Source organism: Citrobacter sp. TBCP-5362 (assembly GCF_005406305.1).
In the GTDB taxonomy this organism is placed as follows: domain Bacteria; phylum Pseudomonadota; class Gammaproteobacteria; order Enterobacterales; family Enterobacteriaceae; genus Citrobacter_B; species Citrobacter_B koseri.
The window spans coordinates 3,117,126-3,135,014 of sequence record NZ_CP040234.1 but is presented as its reverse complement, the minus strand read 5'-3'; the positions used below and the strand labels follow the sequence as shown (position 1 = coordinate 3,135,014).

The 17,889-nt window shown below is 56.0% G+C and carries 14 protein-coding genes; 3 read left to right on the top strand and 11 right to left on the bottom strand.

Features of this window, described 5'->3' with window-relative positions; translation table 11 throughout:
- Positions 1–83: 83 nt before the first annotated feature.
- The gene (ybfF, locus tag FD428_RS14965; RefSeq protein WP_049009846.1) at positions 84–857 is read right to left on the bottom strand and encodes an esterase; all 774 of its coding nucleotides are present in this window, start codon (positions 855–857) and stop codon (positions 84–86) included.
- 197 nt (positions 858–1,054) lie between these two features.
- Here ybfF and seqA point away from each other — a divergent pair, with 197 nt between their 5' ends.
- Together seqA and pgm are read left to right on the top strand one after the other, a co-directional pair.
- The gene (seqA, locus tag FD428_RS14960; RefSeq protein WP_047458147.1) at positions 1,055–1,600 is read left to right on the top strand and encodes a replication initiation negative regulator SeqA; all 546 of its coding nucleotides are present in this window, start codon (positions 1,055–1,057) and stop codon (positions 1,598–1,600) included.
- Positions 1,601–1,624: 24 nt separating this feature from the next.
- Entirely contained in the window at positions 1,625–3,265 is a 1,641-nt protein-coding gene (gene pgm / locus FD428_RS14955) for a phosphoglucomutase (alpha-D-glucose-1,6-bisphosphate-dependent) (RefSeq protein ID WP_058668768.1), read from the top strand.
- A gap of 90 nt (positions 3,266–3,355) precedes the next feature.
- Here the strand turns inward: pgm and potE are convergent, their stop codons facing one another.
- The 9 genes from potE to kdpF all read right to left on the bottom strand — a co-directional run bounded on the left by potE (position 3,356) and on the right by kdpF (position 15,283).
- On the bottom strand, positions 3,356–4,675 hold the full coding sequence (gene potE, locus FD428_RS14950) for a putrescine-ornithine antiporter (RefSeq protein ID WP_058668769.1): 1,320 nt from the start codon (positions 4,673–4,675) through the stop codon (positions 3,356–3,358).
- Complete coding sequence (gene speF, locus FD428_RS14945; protein ID WP_049009856.1) at positions 4,672–6,870, bottom strand: ornithine decarboxylase SpeF; 2,199 nt, start codon at positions 6,868–6,870, stop codon at positions 4,672–4,674. The genes potE and speF overlap by 4 nt, the downstream gene beginning before the upstream one ends.
- A 256-nt stretch (positions 6,871–7,126) precedes the next feature.
- Positions 7,127–7,231 (bottom strand): leader peptide SpeFL, encoded by a 105-nt coding sequence (gene speFL / locus FD428_RS14940; protein WP_114149115.1) that lies wholly within the window; start codon positions 7,229–7,231, stop codon positions 7,127–7,129.
- Between the two features lie 278 nt (positions 7,232–7,509).
- Positions 7,510–8,187: a two-component system response regulator KdpE gene (gene kdpE, locus FD428_RS14930; RefSeq protein WP_012133308.1), complete on the bottom strand. Its 678-nt coding sequence runs from the start codon at positions 8,185–8,187 to the stop codon at positions 7,510–7,512.
- Positions 8,184–10,871, bottom strand: a complete 2,688-nt coding sequence (kdpD, locus tag FD428_RS14925; RefSeq protein WP_058668770.1) for a two-component system sensor histidine kinase KdpD — start codon at positions 10,869–10,871, stop codon at positions 8,184–8,186. The genes kdpE and kdpD overlap by 4 nt, the downstream gene beginning before the upstream one ends.
- Entirely contained in the window at positions 10,871–11,437 is a 567-nt protein-coding gene (kdpC, locus tag FD428_RS14920) for a potassium-transporting ATPase subunit KdpC (protein ID WP_071259733.1), read from the bottom strand. The genes kdpD and kdpC overlap by 1 nt, the downstream gene beginning before the upstream one ends.
- 8 nt (positions 11,438–11,445) lie before the next feature.
- Positions 11,446–13,494 (bottom strand): potassium-transporting ATPase subunit KdpB, encoded by a 2,049-nt coding sequence (kdpB, locus tag FD428_RS14915; RefSeq protein ID WP_024130536.1) that lies wholly within the window; start codon positions 13,492–13,494, stop codon positions 11,446–11,448.
- 20 nt (positions 13,495–13,514) lie between these two features.
- Positions 13,515–15,194 (bottom strand): potassium-transporting ATPase subunit KdpA, encoded by a 1,680-nt coding sequence (kdpA, locus tag FD428_RS14910; protein ID WP_114847760.1) that lies wholly within the window; start codon positions 15,192–15,194, stop codon positions 13,515–13,517.
- Entirely contained in the window at positions 15,194–15,283 is a 90-nt protein-coding gene (gene kdpF / locus FD428_RS14905; protein WP_047458128.1) for a K(+)-transporting ATPase subunit F, read from the bottom strand. The genes kdpA and kdpF overlap by 1 nt, the downstream gene beginning before the upstream one ends.
- A gap of 309 nt (positions 15,284–15,592) precedes the next feature.
- Here kdpF and FD428_RS14900 point away from each other — a divergent pair, with 309 nt between their 5' ends.
- Entirely contained in the window at positions 15,593–15,799 is a 207-nt protein-coding gene (locus FD428_RS14900) for a YbfA family protein (protein WP_024130535.1), read from the top strand.
- Between the two features lie 568 nt (positions 15,800–16,367).
- Here FD428_RS14900 and FD428_RS14895 read toward each other — a convergent pair.
- Entirely contained in the window at positions 16,368–17,849 is a 1,482-nt protein-coding gene (locus FD428_RS14895; RefSeq protein WP_114847761.1) for an MFS transporter, read from the bottom strand.
- Positions 17,850–17,889: the final 40 nt, after the last annotated feature.

Genomic DNA, 17,889 nt, shown 5'->3' with positions numbered 1-17,889 from the left:
ATGGATAGCGCGCCATCATACATCAGCAAGGCAGACACGCCAACGCCCGCGGACGTAATCGCGCGCGGAAGCTGAGTTTTTAATCAGTTGGCCTTATCTGCCAGATAGCGACGAATGGCGCGCAGCACCGCATCGGGTTTTTCCGCGTGAACCCAGTGGCCCGCTCCGGCGATGACGTGCGCCCGCGCCTGAGGGAACTGCGCCAGCAGATCGTGACGATATGCTTCGGTCACATAAGGGGAGTTGCCGCCGGGGATAAACAACGCCGGGCGATCCCAGGCTGGAATGGTCTCCCAGCCCACAATATGTGGATACTGTTCCCACAACACCGGTACGTTAAAGCGCCATTCGCCGTCGATAAACGATTTCAGCAGAAACTGGATGACGCCTTCTTCTTGCAGATGTTGACGCATAACGGTGGCGGCCTGTTGACGGGTTTCGGCGCCCGCGTCGGTGACGGCATTGATGGCGGCGAAGATTTCATCGTGGCGGCGAACGTGGTAATCGACCGGCGCGATGTCGATCGCGACCAACTGGTCAATACGCTCCGGCGCCAGCGCGGTGAGCGCCATTACCGCTTTACCGCCCATAGAGTGGCCGATAAAGGTGGCTTTCTCAATGCCTTCGGCATCAATGGTATCCAGTAAGTCTTGCGCCATTGCCGGGTAGTCCATCACCGGATCGCGAGGGGAGAGACCGTGGTTGCGCATATCAACCTGAATGATATCGTGATCGGTCACCAGGTCGCGCGCCAGCACGCCGAGGTTGTCCAGGCTGCCAAACAAACCGTGAACGAGGACGATGGGAGAATTATTGTGCAGGTTTTGTGCAGTTTGCGCTCGGATATTCAATTTCATGGCAAAGTTCTTTTTTTCGCTCTGTCGGGTTAGGGTATTATGTTGACTATTCTGCCACAGGGCTGCAACAACTACGGTTTACTCCGAGTTTTTCCGTCAGCCAGGTTTGACGCTATCCGCTGTTGGAATTTGCCTTTACACTACGTGCAGGTAATCCCAACGACTTGTATTCAGATAAGACACCGCACTGGATTAAGATGAAAACGATTGAAGTTGATGATGAACTCTATAGCTATATTGCCAGCCACACCAAGCATATTGGCGAGAGCGCATCCGACATTTTACGGCGCATGTTGAAGTTTTCCGCCGTATCACAGCCTGTCACTCCGGCGGCGAAAGAGGTTCGCGTCGCGCAACCTGCTATCGTGGAAGCGAAGCCCGTCAACCCCGTAAAAGATAAAGTCCGCGCCATGCGTGAACTGCTGCTTTCCGACGAGTACGCGGAGCAGAAGAAAGCGGTAAACCGCTTCATGCTGGTGCTGTCTACACTCTACTCACTGGATAATCGCGCGTTTGCCGAAGCAACGGAGTCGTTGCATGGCCGTACGCGCGTCTATTTTGCGGCTGATGAACAAACGCTGCTGAAAAATGGTAATCAAACCAAACCGAAACATGTGCCCGGCACGCCGTATTGGGTGATTACCAACACCAACACCGGCCGTAAATGCAGCATGGTTGAACACATCATGCAGTCAATGCAATTCCCGGCGGAATTGATTGAGAAGGTTTGCGGAACAATTTAATCCTTGCATTAAAAGGACCAGGCAATGGCAATCCACAACCGTGCAGGTCAACCTGCGCAACAGAGTGATTTGATTAACGTCGCCCAACTGACGGCACAGTACTATGTACTGAAACCCGAAGCAGGGAATGCAGAGCACGCCGTGAAGTTCGGTACGTCCGGGCATCGCGGTAGCGCAGGTCGTCATAGTTTTAACGAGCCGCACATCCTGGCGATCGCCCAGGCGATTGCGGAAGAGCGTGCAAAAAACGGTATCACTGGTCCTTGTTATGTGGGCAAAGATACCCACGCGCTGTCTGAACCGGCATTTATCTCTGTACTGGAAGTGCTGGCGGCGAACGGTGTTGATGTCATCGTGCAGGAAAACAATGGTTTCACGCCAACGCCTGCCGTTTCTAACGCTATCCTGGTTCACAATAAAAAAGGCGGCCCGCTGGCTGATGGCATCGTGATCACGCCATCTCACAACCCACCGGAAGACGGCGGTATTAAGTACAACCCGCCAAACGGCGGCCCGGCGGATACCAACGTCACCAAAGTGGTGGAAGACAGGGCCAACGCGCTGTTGGCTGACGGCCTGAAGGGCGTGAAACGTATCTCTCTGGATGCGGCGATGGCCTCAGGCCACGTTAAAGAGCAGGATCTGGTGCAGCCGTTCGTTGAAGGGCTGGCGGATATCGTCGATATGGCGGCGATTCAGAAAGCGGGCCTGACGCTGGGCGTCGATCCGCTGGGCGGTTCCGGTATCGAATACTGGAAGCGTATTGCTAAGCACTACAACCTGAACCTGACTATCGTTAACGATCACGTTGACCAGACGTTCCGCTTTATGCATCTCGACAAAGACGGCGCAATCCGTATGGACTGTTCCTCCGAGTGCGCGATGGCGGGTCTGCTGGCGCTGCGTGATAAGTTCGATCTGGCGTTCGCCAACGACCCGGACTATGACCGCCACGGCATCGTGACTCCGGCAGGGCTGATGAACCCGAACCACTATCTGGCGGTAGCGATCAACTATCTGTTCCAGCACCGTCCGCAGTGGGGCAAAGAGGTGGCGGTCGGTAAAACGCTGGTTTCCTCTGCGATGATCGACCGCGTGGTGAACGATTTGGGGCGTAAACTGGTGGAAGTGCCGGTCGGCTTTAAATGGTTCGTTGACGGTCTGTTCGACGGCAGCTTCGGCTTCGGCGGCGAAGAGAGCGCCGGGGCGTCTTTCCTGCGTTTCGACGGCACGCCGTGGTCTACCGATAAAGACGGCATCATCATGTGCCTGCTGGCGGCGGAAATCACGGCCGTCACCGGGAAGAACCCGCAGGAGCACTACAACGATCTGGCGGCTCGCTTTGGCGCGCCGAGCTATAACCGTTTGCAGGCAAGCGCAACGTCTGCGCAGAAAGCCGCATTGTCTAAGCTCTCTCCAGAAATGGTGAGCGCCAGCACGCTGGCGGGCGATCCGATCACCGCGCGTCTGACGGCGGCGCCGGGTAACGGCGCGTCGATTGGCGGCCTGAAAGTGATGACCGACAACGGCTGGTTCGCCGCGCGGCCTTCTGGTACGGAAGACGCTTATAAGATTTATTGCGAAAGCTTCCTCGGCGAGGAACACCGCAAGCAGATCGAAAAAGAAGCGGTTGAGATTGTCAGCGAAGTGCTGAAAAACGCGTAAGTGCGGTTTGTGTGCCGGGCGGTACTGCATTTGCCCGGCTACAACAACGATCGTAGGCCCGGTAAGCGTTAGCGCCACCGGGCTTTTTTTTTAGCCGTGTTTGTTTTTCAGCTCAAAGCGCGGCGATACCAGTCCATACAGCGTCCAGCCGAGGAAGGTCACGATGGAGCCGTACAGCATCGCTTCTTCACCGGATGAATACAGCGCGTAGAAGCTGTACAGTGCGCCGATGAATGCCACGAAGTTCGCCGTTTTGGCTTTTGACGACGGAACATTTGCCACTTTCTGAATGATCACCAGCGCGGCCATCGACAGAATGTACGGGATAATGTTTGTTACCACCGCCAGGTTAACCAGCACGTTGAACTGGCTGTTCAGCGATGGGCTGATGGTCATCAGCGATAATCCGCTCTGGATAATCACGATGGTCAGCATCCCCTGAACCGGCGCATCCACTTTCGTTACGCGAGAGAAGATTTTCGGGAAATATCCTTCATCCGCCGAGGATTTGAAAACCTGGGCGATAGTGAACTGCCAGCCCAGCAGCGAACCGCAGCAGGACATCACCATCAACGCCATGATCACTTTACCGACTTCCGGGGTAAACATCTGTGCGAACGCCAGACCGAACGGCGCGGTGGAGTTGGCCAGATCCATGTTCGGTACGATCCCGGCAATCACGTTGGTGGAGATGATGTAAATCACCGCCGCGCCCAGCGTACCGCCTAATACCGCAATCGGTACGTTACGCTCCGGGTTTTCCACCACTTCGGCGTTGGCGCAGGCAGATTCCAGACCGAGGAAGGCCCACAGCGTCATCGCAATAGAAGAACCGACGGCGGTGAAGAACGGTACGTGATGCGGGTTCCAGGAGTTGACGTACAGCGTCGGGCTAAACCAGAACCAGCCGATGATGCACAGACCGACAACCGGAATAATCACGCCCCAGACGGTGATACTGCTGATTTGCCCGGTAATGCGCGCGCCGCCGAAGTTGGCGACGGTGCACAGCCACAGCACGCCGATGGTCGCCAGACCGATCTGCACCGGTGACAGCGTGGCGCCGAACAGCTCGGTGCCGTAGCCGACGGCGGAGATGGCGATAGCGACGTTGGCAATCAACAGCGAAACGCCATAGGTGTAGTTCGCCATAAAGTTGCCGGACTTACCAAAGGCATACTCCGCGTAGCCGCCCATACCGCCGGATTTACGGCTGAACATCCCGCATTTGGCGAAAGCCCATGCCAGCGCCATTGAACCAACGGCAGTCACCAGCCACGAGATGATCGAGATGGTGCCGACCTCTGCAAGTTTGGTGGGCAGCATGATAATCCCGGAGCCCATCATATTGACCATTGTCAGGATGGTGAGCTGAACGACGCCCATTTTATTGGATTTGGCTTTACTCATAATTTTTCCCCTTTCAGCAGGGTGTTCTGTGCTTCGCGCGGTTTAATGACGTAGCACCACACCTGTTTACGGCCGTCGTGTTCTTCGATGTAAACGCCCTGTAGTTCAGGCGCAAAGCCCGGCAGCAGGTTGATCCCTTCTTCCAGCGCGCTGAAATAACGCAGCACCGCACCGCCCCAGATTTCACCCGGAACAACGCACAAAACCCCTGGCGGATACGGAAGCGCGCCTTCTGCCGCGATCCGTCCTTCCGCGTCCGGCAGGCGAACCAGTTCGACTTCACCGCGCAGATAGGCGTAGTTGGCGTCCTGCGGGTTCATGCTGACGCGTGGGAAATGGGATTTACGGAACATCTCTTTTTGCAGCTGTTTCACGTTATGGCGTGCGTACAGATCGTGCATCTCCTGGCACAGCTGACGCAGGGTGTAGCCGGCATAACGCGCTTCATGCTGCTTATAAATTGACGGCAGAACGTCAGCCAGCGGCGCATCGGCTTCCAGCAGTTTCTCAAAGCGCACCAGCAGGGCGACGAGTTGCTGCAATTTCGCCATGTCTTCCGCTGGCGTCAGCAGGAACAGGATCGAGTTGAGATCGCATTTTTCCGGCACCACGCCGTTTTCACGCAGGAAGTTGGCAAGGATGGTCGCCGGAACGCCAAAGGTGTCGTATTCGCCGTTGCGCGCATTGATGCCCGGCGTCGTGAGCAGCAGTTTGCACGGATCAACAAAGTACTGGTGTTCGGCGTAGCCTTCGAAGGCATGCCAGTGTTCGCCCGGCACAAAGTGGAAGAAGCGCAGGTCGTTTGCGATCTCCGCCGTGGGGTAAGACTGCCACGGTTTACCGTCGATCAGTTCCGGCACAAACGGACGGATGTGATGGCAGTTATCAAGGATCAGCTTGCGTGCATTGATGCCGTTCGCCACGCAGTCCATCCACATGTTACGGCCACCGACGCCTTCGTGCATTTTGGCGTTGATGTCCAGGGCGGCGAACAGCGGGTAGAACGGGCTGGTGGAGGCGTGCATCATGAACGCGTTATTCATACGTTTATGCGGCACATAGCGAGACTGACCTTTGATATGGCTGTCTTTCTTGTGGATCTGCGAGGTCTGGGAGAAACCGGCCTGCTGTTTGTGAACAGACTGCGTGACCAGGATACCCGGATCGTTCTCGTTCAGGTCCAGCAACAACGGCGAGCAATCGGCCATCATCGGAATAAACTGCTCGTAGCCGACCCATGCGGAGTCAAACAGGATGTAGTCGCACAGATGACCAATCTTATCCACCACCTGACGGGCGTTATAGATGGTGCCGTCGTAGGTGCCTAACTGGATCACCGCCAGGCGGAACGGGCGGGCGTCTTGCGCGCGTTGCGGCGCCACTTCGCTGACCAGTTCACGCAGATAGCCTTCTTCAAAGCAGTGGGCGTCGATCCCGCCGATGAAGCCGTACGGGTTGCGCGCGGTTTCCAGATAAACCGGCGTCGCGCCCGCCTGCAACAGCGCGCCGTGGTGGTTCGATTTGTGGTTATTACGATCGAACAGCACCAGATCGCCTGGGGTCAGCAGCGCGTTAAGTACCACTTTGTTTGACGATGAGGTGCCGTTCAGCACAAAGTAGGTTTTATCGGCGTTGAACACTTTCGCGGCGTGTTGTTGCGCGATGCACGGTGCGCCTTCATGGATAAGCAGATCGCCCATCGCCACGTCGGCATTACACAAATCAGAGCGGAAAAGCGTTTCGCCAAAGTACTCAACAAACTGGTTCCCTGCGGGGTGACGGCGGAAGAATTCACCGCCCTGATGCCCCGGACAGTCAAATGCGCTGTTGCCCTGGTTTACGTAGTCCACCAGCGCCCGGAAGAACGGCGGGCGCAGTTGCGTTTCATAGTGGCTGGCAGCGGTCTCCAGTTGGCGGCCATAGAAGGCGTTACGGGCTTCATTATGTTCGAATACGCCCGAGATCCGCGGCAGATATTCTGCCGGAACGCGCTCTTCATTTTGTGTCGCGATAAACACGGGAATACCGTAGCCCGTCGCATCAATCTCATCGAGTTTACCTCGTTCAATATCATTGATGGATAACACGATAGCGGCAACATCAATGAAATTACTTTCATCAACATTAACGATACTGCGCTGTGTAGAAAAACAATCAGGGCAGGAACGACTGACGGCAATTTTTAATTCAGACATTTTCATCTCTTTATTTTCAGGTAATAGCAGGTCCTCAATTTCTCGAATGAGAAACTGATAGCTCCGGAAAAAAAGCAATACGACGCCACTGATAAATAAATCAGTAAATTGCTTTTTAGAAGATGCAATAAACCCTAACCTTTCCGGTCACAGGTAAAACAGGGTTATGCAGTGTGAGCACCACGAGATACAGGCGTTAGCCTGCGATACAAGGGGTCAGGAAGACCTGTATGCTGGAGTGCCCTTAGTCGAAAGACTAACGGGCATTAAAGAAATGAAAGTCGAAGCTGTTACGGTGAGCAAACATCATAATATGAGTTGTCCGCCTTATATGGGGCATTGTACGGCTATTATTTTCCATTTTGGTTACCTTTACTGGATAAGTGGAAGGTGAGGGTATTTTATCCAGGAAATGAGCCTGATCTGTGAAGAAGATCAATAAAAAACGATCATTTCTAAAATATTTAGTCGTTGTTTATGCATATCACACGATAAGATATCGTATTGTTGTTTATATGTTATTGGTTTGTGTTTTTATATTTTTTAAGGAATGAGCTTACACTGCAAAATACATTATTTGCAGTGTGGTTAATGATAAAAATGATATTTGGGAATTAATTAAAAAAAATGAATAACCATTCATGGCATAAAACGATAACCGATTCCGGTTTCGGTAATGAAATGGCGGGGGCGGGCGGGATCTTTCTCCAGTTTCTGTCGCAGGTGACCCATATAAATACGCAAATAGTGACTGTGCTCGACGGCGTTCGGGCCCCAGACCTGGTTCAACAGCTGGCGCTGGGTGAGCACTTTGCCCGCATTATTCAGCAACACGGCCAGTAAGCGAAACTCAATCGGCGTCAGGTGAATTTCTTCTTCATCACGGTGGACAAGGTGTGCTGCTAAGTCCACTTTTATGCTGGAAAACTGCACGATGGGGTCAGGAGAAGGGCCGCTGGCGTGACGGCGCAGCGCCACGCGTAAGCGCGCCTGTAGTTCGCCAATGCCGAAGGGTTTACTCAGATAGTCATCGGCGCCTGCATCCAGTGCAGTGATTTTATCGCTCTCCTCGCTGCGAGCAGAAAGCACAATCACCGGAATTGCGCTCCATTGTCGCAGGTCGCGAATAAAATCGATGCCGTCGCCGTCAGGCAGGCCAAGATCAAGAATGATGAGATCGGGTTTCCGCGTGGCGGCTTCCAGCAACCCACGGCTTAGCGTCTCTGCTTCGTATACGCGCAGCCCGTCGCTTTCCAGCGCGCTGCGCAGAAAGCGACGAATAGCCTGTTCGTCTTCAACAATCAGAACGTTGGTCACATATCCTCATGAAAATCTTCAAGTTCAGGTGCAGTTTCCTGCGGGAGTGTAACACGGAAACAGGCTCCGCCCTGTGGGCGATTGTGGGCGGAAATCGTTCCACCGTGCACTTCAACAATCGCCTGGCAAATAGCCAGCCCCAGCCCAACGCCCGGTACGGCAGACTCTTTATTTCCCCGGGCAAATTTGTCGAAGATGCTTTTCTCCTGCCCGTCAGGAATGCCGGGGCCATTATCCCAGACGTCAAGCTGAAGATGTTCGTCTTCAACATGGGCATCAATGCCGATCTCCGCCTGTGAACCGGCGTATTTGACGGCGTTTTCCAGAAGGTTGATCAGTACCCGTTCAAACAGCGGGCCGTCAACGTGTACCAGCGTCAGCGGCGCTGGCAGCGACAGGTTAATGGGGTGGGATAGCCCCGGCTCCAGCATTTGCAGGGCGCTGCCGACAACCTCTTCCAGCGTCAGCCACTCTTTTTTAAGATTAAATCCACCGGACTGGATGCGCGCCATATCCAGCAGGTTATTCACCAGCCGGGTGGTGTTGAGTATGTGCTGGCGGATTTCGCTGGCCTGGCGCGCATGTGGCGATCCTTCACTTGCCAAATCCAGGGTTAAAATCTCCGCCTGACCAAACAGCACCGTCAGCGGCGTGCGCAAGTCGTGGGAGAGGGCGGCGAGCAGGGCATTGCGAATGCTCTCGCGCTCGCTGGCGAGTCGGGCCAGCTCTTCACTGGCGGTGAGCGTCAGACGCTCCAGCGCGCTGGCGACCAGCAAGGTGAATGTTTCCAGTAGCCGCTGTTGCTCCGGGATCATCAACTGGCGAAGATTCCCCGGCTCGACCACCACCAGGCCATGCGTTTTATCGGCGCTTTTTAACGGTAAAATTTGATACGGCACGCCGGGCAGGGTATCTGTGCCCGCCCCGGCCGGCTGGCCTTTGTCAAAGCTCCACCGGGCGATGGCGTCATCCCACGGCGTTATGCCCTGCTGGTGGGTCAGCGGCGTCAGCGTGCCGTTTTCATCCGGCAATAACACCTGGCTGCGGGCCTGAAACGTGGAGGCGATAAACTGTTCGCTGGTGGCGGCGATATCCTGCCTGCTTCGCCCCACCGCCAGCGCTTTGGACATCTCGTACAGATGGCGCGTGCGCTGTTCCCGATAGCGGGCAACCCGCGCCTGATAGCGTACGCCCGCCGTCAGGTTACCGATCACCAGCCCCACCGTCAGCATCACGGCGAAGGTCAACAGATACTGCACATCGGAAACGGCAAGCGTGCCGCGAGGAGCAATAAAAAAGAGATCGAAGCTGGCGACATTAATAAAGGTTGCCACTACCGAGGGCCAGCGCCCATAAAACAGAGCGATAATCACCACGCCCAGCAGATACAGCATCACCAGGTTAGCCGCGTCAAAGGCGACCATCCACTGTACGGCGATGACGGTGGTCACTGCGCAAAGGGCGATCGCGACCAGGCAGCCCTGTATCTGCACCCGCCACTTATCTTTGAAGGCACGAGTATCCGGTGTCTGATTCAACGGGCGAGTCGGGGGATCATCAAGGGCGACGACCACCTGATCGAGATCCGGCGCCTGTTTCGCCAGGCGATCGGCAAACGAATCTCTGCGCCACCAGCGTCGCGTTGCCGGACGCCCCAGCACAATTTTGCCGAGGTTATGTTCCCGGGCGTAACGCACAACCGCTTTTTCTTCGGCGGGATCGGAAAGTGTGGCGGTCTCTGCGCCCAGCTCCTGCGCCAGACGCAGGGCGCTCAAGATGGCGCGCCGCTGCTTTTCCGGCAGGCGATGCAGCGCCGGGGTTTCGACATACACCGCGTGCCAGACGCTGCCAAGGCGGGCAGCCAGCCGCGCGGCGGCACGGACCAGTTTTTCACTGCCGGTGTTGTGCCCGATGCACAGCAGAATGGCGTCGCGGGTATGCCACACTTTCTCTTCGCCCGGATGGCTCCGCCAGGCGCGCATTTGATCGTCCACCCGGTCGGCCGTGCGGCGCAGCGCCAGTTCACGCAGGGCGATCAAATTGCCTTTGCGAAAGAAGTGCTCAATGGCGCGTTCAGCCTGACCGGCAATGTACACCTTGCCCTCTTTCAGACGCGCTCGCAGATCGTCAGGCGGCAGGTCGACCAGAACCACCTCGTCGGCGGCATCGAAGAAAGGGTCTGGCACGGTTTCACGAACCTGAATGCCGGTCACGCCGCTGACCACATCGTTGAGGCTTTCCAGGTGCTGGACGTTGACGGTGGTAAAGACGTCAATACCCGCTTCCAGCAGCTCTTCAATATCCTGCCAGCGTTTGGGATGGCGCGAGCCTGGCGCATTGCTGTGCGCCAGTTCGTCCATGAGAATAAGCGCCGGGCGACGGGCCAGCGCCGCGTCAAGATCGAACTCGCTGAGATGGCGTCCGTGACGCGTCTGTCGTTTTAGCGGCAGGATGCTGAGGCCGTCCAGCAGCGCAGCGGTCTCTTTACGCCCGTGGGTTTCCACGACACCCGTCAAAATATCCAGCCCTTGCGCCCGCAGTCGCTGCGCCTCAGCCAGCATCGCCCAGGTTTTCCCGACGCCTGCGCAGGCGCCGAAGAAGATTTTCAGTTTTCCCCGGTGTGGTGCGGCGGTCTGTTCCAGCAGGCGATCGGGGTCAGGGCGTAGCGGTTCTTCATTAACCATCAGAGCTTATCCAGCGCTAAATTGAGTTCCACGATATTGACCACTGGCTGGCCGATAAAACTCACCAGCGGCTTTTGCGTATATTCTGCGACCAACTGCGTCACGGCTTCAACGCTGAGATTTCGCGCTTTGGCGACGCGCGGGATCTGCCACGCCGCCGCTGCTGGCGTCAGGTTATTGTCCAGCCCGCTGGCGGAGGCGGTGAGCAGTTCCACCGGAATCGTCGTGCTGGCGTCCGGGTTAGCGGCCCGCAGCGCCTTCACCCGCTGCTGCAACTGTTTATCCAGCACCGGGTTGCTGACCGCCAGATTACTGCCGCCGGAAGCCATGGGATTATAGGGCATTTCCGCCGTTGCTGACGGGCGTCCCTGAAAATAGCCGTCGGCGGTAAAATTCTGCCCGATAAGCGCAGAGCCGCGCACGAGACTGCCATCAACAATCAGTGAACCGTTAGCCTGATGCGGGAACCACCATTGCCCCAGCGCGGTGGTAAGCAGCGGGTAAATGCCGCCGGTTAGCAGCGTCAGAAACACCAGCGTTGATAATGCAGGACGTAATCCACTCATTATAAACCTCACACCAGACCCAGCAGAGTCAGCAGTAAATCAATCACTTTAATGCCGATAAACGGCACAACCAGACCACCCAGGCCGTAAATCCACAGATTACGGCGCAGCATGGCAGAGGCCGAAAGCGGCTTATAGCTCACCCCTTTCAATGCCAGCGGGATCAGAAAAACGATAATCAACGCATTGAAGATCACCGCGCTGAGGATTGCGGAATCCGGCGAATGCAGACGCATAATGTTCAGCGTATTCAACTGCGGGTACGTCGCGGCAAACGCCGCCGGAATGATGGCGAAATATTTCGCCACGTCATTGGCGATACTGAACGTGGTGAGCGAACCGCGCGTCATCAACATCTGTTTACCGATATGCACCACTTCGATCAGCTTGGTCGGGTTGGAATCCAGATCCACCATGTTACCGGCTTCTTTCGCTGCCTGAGTACCGGAGTTCATCGCCACCGCCACATCAGCCTGCGCCAGCGCCGGTGCATCGTTGGTTCCATCGCCGGTCATCGCCACCAGGCGACCTTCAGCCTGGTACTGGCGGATCAACGCCAGCTTGGCTTCTGGTGTGGCTTCCGCCAGGAAATCATCCACACCGGCTTCGGCGGCAATCGCCGCTGCCGTCAGGCGGTTGTCGCCGGTGATCATCACCGTTTTGATGCCCATTTTGCGCAACTGGGCAAACCGTTCCTTAATCCCGCCTTTGACAATATCTTTCAGCGCGATAACGCCCAGCACGCGGGAACCTTCCACCACCACCAGCGGCGTGGCGCCAAGACGGGCGACGCTATCCACTTTTTGCTCCACGTCAGCGGGGAAGTGACCGCCGCTGGCTTCAACGTGGCGGCGAATGGCGTCCACGGAACCTTTACGGATCATTCGGTTATCAATGTTGATGCCGCTCATCCGGCTTTGCGCGGTAAAGGGAACAAAGGTGGCATGGCGCGACTGCACATCGCGCTCGCGCAGATTAAAACGCTGTTTGGCGAGAATGACGATGCTGCGGCCTTCCGGCGTCTCGTCGGCCAGCGAAGAGAGCTGCGCCGCGTCGGCCAGCGTCTTTTCATCCACGCCCTGAGCGGGCAGAAAGTCCGAGGCCTGACGGTTGCCGAGGGTGATGGTGCCGGTTTTATCCAGCAGCAGCACGTCCACGTCGCCTGCGGCTTCTACCGCCCGCCCACTGGTGGCGATGACGTTTGCTCCCAGCATTCGACTCATCCCGGCGACGCCGATCGCCGAAAGTAATCCGCCGATAGTGGTGGGGATCAGGCAAACCAGCAGGGCGACCAGCACCGTCACGCTGACGGCATGGCCGCCCCAGGCGGAAAAGGGCCAGAGCGTGGCGGTTGCCAGTAAAAAGACAATAGTCAGGGCAATCAGCAGAATGGTCAGCGCGATTTCGTTTGGCGTTTTACGGCGCTGCGCGCCTTCCACCATCGCGATCATCCGGTCAAGGAAGGTTTCGCCGGGATTCACGCTGCATTCGATGACCAGCCAGTCGGAGAGAATACGTGTTCCGCCGGTCACTGAGGCAAAGTCGCCGCCAGATTCACGAATCACCGGCGCGGACTCACCGGTAATGGCGCTTTCGTCCACCGATGCGCCGCCTTCAATGACCTCGCCGTCGCAGGGAATAATATCGCCCGCTTCAACCAGGACGATATCCCCTTTACGCAGCTCATCGGCAGGGAGGCGATCCGCCTGCGCGCCATACTTTGGTTCACGCAGTTTGCGGGCAAATGCCGTTTTCTTCACCCCTTTCAGACTGCTGGCCTGCGCTTTGCTGCGACCTTCCGCCAGCGCTTCGGCAACGTTTGCGAACAGGACGGTAACCCATAGCCAGAGGCTTATCGCGCCAGTAAACCGGGGATTACCTGGCATCTGCCCGGTTGCCATCGCCACCGTGATAAGGGTCGTCAGCAGACTGCCGATCCAGACAATAAACATGACCGGATTGCGCCACTGGGTATGTGGGCTTAATTTTTTCACGGCCTCGATCAGCGCCTGAGCGACCAGGGAGGGCTCGAACAGCGCCAGTTGTTTGCGACTCATCACCATGTACTCCGCTTCGCTCAATATAAAGAGAGGTGTTCAGCAACCGGCCCAAGCGCCAGCGCAGGAATAAAGGTCAGTGCGCCCACCAGCAACACCGTACCGATCAGCAGGCCGACAAACAGCGCGCCGTGCGTCGGCAGTGTGCCGGGGCTGGCCGGCTGGCGCTTTTTACCGACCAGCGATCCGGCAATTGCCATGACCGGGATAATCACCCCGAAGCGACCGACAAACATGCAGAAGGCCAGCAGGCAGTTCCAGAAGGGCGTGTTGGCGTTCAGACCGGCAAAGGCGCTGCCGTTGTTGTTGGCCGCCGAAGAGACGGCGTACAGCACTTCGCTAAAACCGTGTGGGCCGGGGTTGAGCATTCCGCTGCGGCCGGTTTCGGTCATCATCGCCAGCGCCGTACCGAGCAATACCAGCGTCGGGGTAATCAGAATCGCCAGGGCGGTCATTTTCATTTCGCGCACGTCGATTTTTTTACCCAGATATTCTGGCGTGCGGCCAATCATCAGCCCGGCGATAAATACGGCTAACAATACGAACAACAGCATGCCGTACAAACCCGAACCGACGCCGCCAAAAACCACTTCGCCGATTTGCATCAGCCACATTGGCACCATGCCGCCCAGTGCGGTAAAAGAGTCATGCATAGCGATAACCGCCCCGCAGGAGGCCGCCGTGGTCACGACGGCGAACAGGCTGCTGACCAGCACGCCAAAGCGACTCTCTTTGCCTTCCATATTGAGGCTGCTGTCGGCGCCAAACTTCAGCAGATGAGGATTGCCCTGGACTTCCGCCGACATCACCACGGCGACGCAGACCACGAAAATGATCGACATCGCCCACAGCAGCATCTGCCCCTGACGGCGATCGCCTGACGCATCGCCAAAGGCAAAGCAAAGCGCGGCGGGAATCAAAAAGATCGCCAGCATCTGTACCATGTTGGTTAATGCGCTCGGGTTTTCAAACGGATGCGATGAGTTTGCGTTGAAGAACCCGCCGCCGTTGGTGCCGAGCATCTTTATGGCTTCCTGTGAAGCTACCGGCCCCATCGGCAAAAGCTGTTTCACACCTTCAACGCTGGTGAACGGTTGATAGGGCAGCAGGTTTTGCAGTGCGCCCTGCTGGATGAAAAGCAGGGCGATTAACAGGGCGAGCGGCAATAAGATCCACAGCGTAATGCGCACCAAATCCATCCAGGCGTTGCCCAGCGTATCCATGTTCTGGCGCGTAAAGGCGCGGATCAGAGCGAAGATCACTGCGATACCGGTAGCCGCCGACAGGAAATTCTGTACGGTCAGTCCCGCCATCTGGCTGAAGTAGCTTAAGGTGGTTTCCCCGCCGTAGGACTGCCAGTTGGTATTGGTGACAAAACTGATGGCCGTATTGAGCGCCAGATGCCAGGAAAGGCCAGGCAACTGCTGCGGGTTCAGCGGCAGCAGGTTTTGCCCCAGCAGCATCAGAAACAGCACTGTCAGACCCAACAGATTCAGGGTAAGAATGGCCAGCAGATACTGTTTCCAGTCCATTTCCTGCGTCGATATCCCCAACCCGCGCCATAGCAGACGCTCTACGCTGGCGGTGCCTGGCAGGGGAATGTCGTTGATCAGTCGCGCCAGACCCACGCCTAAAGGGCGGGCGAGCACGAACAGGATCAGTAAAAAACTGGCTGTCAGTAAAAATCCCTGGGCCGCCATCAGAATGCCTCCGCATTAATCAGGGCATACACCAGGTAACCCAAAAGTAAGAAAATCAGCATGATGCCGATGATTACGCCTGCACTCACGGTGCACCTCCAGTGGTTTTTCTTCTGATATGCGGAGGGTAATTTTTTGCCTGCAAAGATTTCGCAAAAATCGGCGCGTAGGGTGTAAAAAAAGTATAAAAATGGAAAAGACCATTATTTAACTAATGATTAGTATTAATTTAACTTTTATGTAACTTAATTACAGGGTGAATGTAAATAAAGCTTAAATAGACAAAAATAAGTGGTCGGATGAGTAGTAAAATTACACGCAAAGCGGTACTATTTTCAGCAGATAACCAATTTGACTTTACCGGTGATGATTACCGGCCAGATAAAGGGGAGAAAAGTATGGAACTCTATAAAGAATATCCAGCTCATGTTGTTTTGTTACGCCGCACTCTCGCCGTTGTGGCTGGGGTTCTGGCGCTGCCGGTCATGTTGTTCTGGAAAGACCGTGCTCGTTTTTACAGCTATCTGCATCGCGTCTGGTCGAAAACCAGCGATAAACCGGTGTGGATGGAGCAGGCAGAAAAAGTGACCTGCGATTTCTACTGATATACAGCATCGTCCGAGAAAACCGCCAACAGAAATGTGGCGGTTTTTTTATACGTTATGCCGGATGGCGGCGATGCCTTATTCGGCCTACAGATAGTGCCACACTGTAGGCCCGGTAAGCGTCGCGCCACCGGGCCTAAGAAATGTGGCGGTTTTTTTATACATTATGCCGGATGGCGGCGATGCCTTATCCGGCCTACAGGATAGTGCCACACTGTAGGCCCGGTAAGCGTAGCGCCACCGGGCGTAAGAAATGTGGCGGTTTTTTTTATACATTATGCCGGATGGCGGCGATGCCTTATCCGGCCTACAGGATAGTGCCACACTGTAGGCCCGGTAAGCGTAGCGCCACCGGGCGTAAGAAATGTGGCGGTCGGATGGCGGCGATGCCTTATCCGGCCTACAGGATAGTGCCGCACTGTAGGCCCGGTAAGCGCCGCGCCCCCGGGCGTAAGAAATGTGGCGGTTTTTTTATACGTTATGCCGGATGGCGGCGATACCTTATCCGGCCTACAGGACAGTCACACTGTAGGCCCGGTAAGCGTCGCGCCACCGGGCGTAATGTCATTCAGGACTCAACCGCCAGCGGGCGGTTTCTGAATTTGAGTGACTGATACAGCCAAATCAGCAGTACCAGCGCCACGCAGGCCAGCGCTCCCCAGGTTATCTGGTCGAACACATCGATATAGGCATTGATGGCGTAGTTGATCGCGCCGCTTGCATCAAACGCGCTCTGCGAGGTCTGATCGGCAATGACGCCAGCCAGATAGTTGGCGATCGCGCCGGAGAGCAACATATAGATACCGGTCAGAACGCCCGTCACGCCAGGGATCTCAATACGTGTAATCTGCGACATTGCGACCGGGTCGATGAACAACTCGGCAAAACCCATTACCGCCAACCCTAAGATCATCAGTGGCATAGAAGAGTGACCGTAGGCGGCAGATAACCGGGCGCTTACGGTCAGAATGCAGAATCCGGCGCTCATCAAACCGAGACCCAGGGCGAATTTCCCCCAGATCCGCACGGTACGGTTGCCGCCCATACTCTCCTTAATCAGCCAGGCCAGCACCACGCCGCACAGCATGACCGCGAAGGCATTCACTGACTGGAACATTGCCGTCGGTACTTCGTAACCCAGAATCGTACGGTTCACAAATCGGTCGATGTACAAACTGATGGAGCTGCCGCCCTGTTGAGCGAACGCCCAGAACAACATGCTGAAGAAGGTGAGAACCACAATCAGCCCCAGCTCTTTACGCTGTTTTTGCGTCTGTGCCTGACGGTAGATTTTTGTCAGCACCGCAAGACCAATGACGGTGGCGACAATCAGCGCATAGACCGACCATTCTTTCCAGAACAGCACCGTGATCAGCAGCGGCGCGGCGACCAACAGCACCAGCAGCCAACACCAGTTGGGCAGAACAAACGTCCTGGCGTGCAGCGCGACTTTATTCACCCCAGTGGTGTGGGCGAAATGGCGATTACCGCACAGGAAGATAATTAACCCGGCGATCATGCCGATGGCGGCCAGCGCAAAACCCATCGCCCAGCTGTACTCTTCCTGAACATAACCACAGGCGATAGGGGCAACGATCGAGCCGATATTGCCGGCGGCATACAGCAGTGAGAATCCCCCGTCGCGGCGTGGATCTTCCGGCTTATACAGCTCACCCAACAGGCAACTGATGTTGGATTTGAACAGACCGTAACCGCAGACGATGATCGCCAGCGACAAATAAAGGAAGGTCGGCGCGATTTCACTCGCCCCCAGCACCAGATGCCCAACGGCCATCAAAAATGCTCCCAGCATGACCGCCATGCGATTACCAAGCACTTTATCCGCCAGATACCCGCCGAGAATCGGGGTGACATAGACCAGCGAACAGTAAGCGCTGAACAGCGCATACGCATGGTTATCGTCGTATTTTAGCTGGTTGGTGAGATAGAGAATCAGCAGGGCGCGCATGCCGTAAAAGCTGAAGTATTCCCAAATTTGCAGTGCGACGACGTAATAAATGGCGCGCGGTTGAGAAGATGGTTTATTCATTGTGATTCCGGGATGGATGTCACACCGCAAAAGAAATCCG

What these genes read in the sequence shown, in the direction of transcription:
- kdpD (WP_058668770.1), bottom strand. Translation starts at nt 10,871, where the DNA reads ATGGTTAATGAAGAACCGCTACGCCCTGACCCCGATCGCCTGCTGGAA.
- kdpC (WP_071259733.1), bottom strand. Translation starts at nt 11,437, where the DNA reads ATGAGTGGATTACGTCCTGCATTATCAACGCTGGTGTTTCTGACGCTG.
- speFL (WP_114149115.1), bottom strand. Translation starts at nt 7,231, where the DNA reads ATGGAAAATAATAGCCGTACAATGCCCCATATAAGGCGGACAACTCAT.
- FD428_RS14895 (WP_114847761.1), bottom strand. Translation starts at nt 17,849, where the DNA reads ATGAATAAACCATCTTCTCAACCGCGCGCCATTTATTACGTCGTCGCA.
- seqA (WP_047458147.1), top strand. Translation starts at nt 1,055, where the DNA reads ATGAAAACGATTGAAGTTGATGATGAACTCTATAGCTATATTGCCAGC.
- pgm (WP_058668768.1), top strand. Translation starts at nt 1,625, where the DNA reads ATGGCAATCCACAACCGTGCAGGTCAACCTGCGCAACAGAGTGATTTG.
- kdpA (WP_114847760.1), bottom strand. Translation starts at nt 15,194, where the DNA reads ATGGCGGCCCAGGGATTTTTACTGACAGCCAGTTTTTTACTGATCCTG.
- kdpB (WP_024130536.1), bottom strand. Translation starts at nt 13,494, where the DNA reads ATGAGTCGCAAACAACTGGCGCTGTTCGAGCCCTCCCTGGTCGCTCAG.
- FD428_RS14900 (WP_024130535.1), top strand. Translation starts at nt 15,593, where the DNA reads ATGGAACTCTATAAAGAATATCCAGCTCATGTTGTTTTGTTACGCCGC.
- potE (WP_058668769.1), bottom strand. Translation starts at nt 4,675, where the DNA reads ATGAGTAAAGCCAAATCCAATAAAATGGGCGTCGTTCAGCTCACCATC.
- ybfF (WP_049009846.1), bottom strand. Translation starts at nt 857, where the DNA reads ATGAAATTGAATATCCGAGCGCAAACTGCACAAAACCTGCACAATAAT.
- speF (WP_049009856.1), bottom strand. Translation starts at nt 6,870, where the DNA reads ATGTCTGAATTAAAAATTGCCGTCAGTCGTTCCTGCCCTGATTGTTTT.